Source organism: Paenibacillus sp. HB172176 (assembly GCF_011947265.1).
In the GTDB taxonomy this organism is placed as follows: domain Bacteria; phylum Bacillota; class Bacilli; order Paenibacillales; family Paenibacillaceae; genus Pristimantibacillus.
Map to the genome: position 1 here is coordinate 1 of NZ_JAATHD010000090.1, position 641 is coordinate 641.

Consider the following 641-nt stretch of genomic DNA (forward strand, 5'->3'; position numbering starts at 1 on the left):
GATTTCGATATCGTGCCAAGCGTCATCGAATACCGCGACTCCTTCAGTTTTGTGCCGAAAGACTTCGTCATGAATGGCTGCGCCTACCAGTCGCATCAATACAAGATCGAGCGAAATGGCACGTATATAACGAAAGACATTAAAGGTATGGACAAGACAACAACATATACGAGAAGCAATTACCCATGGCTCATAGGCGTAGGCGACCATACCGTCAGCATCAAGATCAAGACGAGCTGCGGCGAGTCAGATTGGATGGGACAGAAGACGCTTACGGTTACGGATATGGGCGATAACCATCCTCCACAATTCAAGGTGGGTTTTGTCAGTCCATATAACCGGACGACTCCGCTGACTGAGGTAGTCGAGGGAACGACATTGGACCTCGTCTACATTGACGATCCAAGCGTGCCAACGCCTACTGATCCGGATGGAGACCTGATCTATTTCATGGGCTTTGATACAGACGGCAGCAGTCAGGAATTCGTGAGAGCGATACCTTCCAACAGTCAGGAATACACGGACGGCTTTCATGGCATTGTGATGGATACGCTAGGTTTCTTCTCGGTCAGCGCTCAGATGCGGGATGAATTCGGACTAACGGCGAAGGCTTCGACCTACATTCATGTTGTTCCGAAAAA

General features: G+C 49.5%; 1 protein-coding gene. It reads left to right on the forward strand.

What is annotated here, in order from left to right:
• A partial coding sequence (locus HFP08_RS28925; protein WP_168124086.1) for a hypothetical protein occupies positions 1-641 on the forward strand: 641 nt, incomplete at both ends.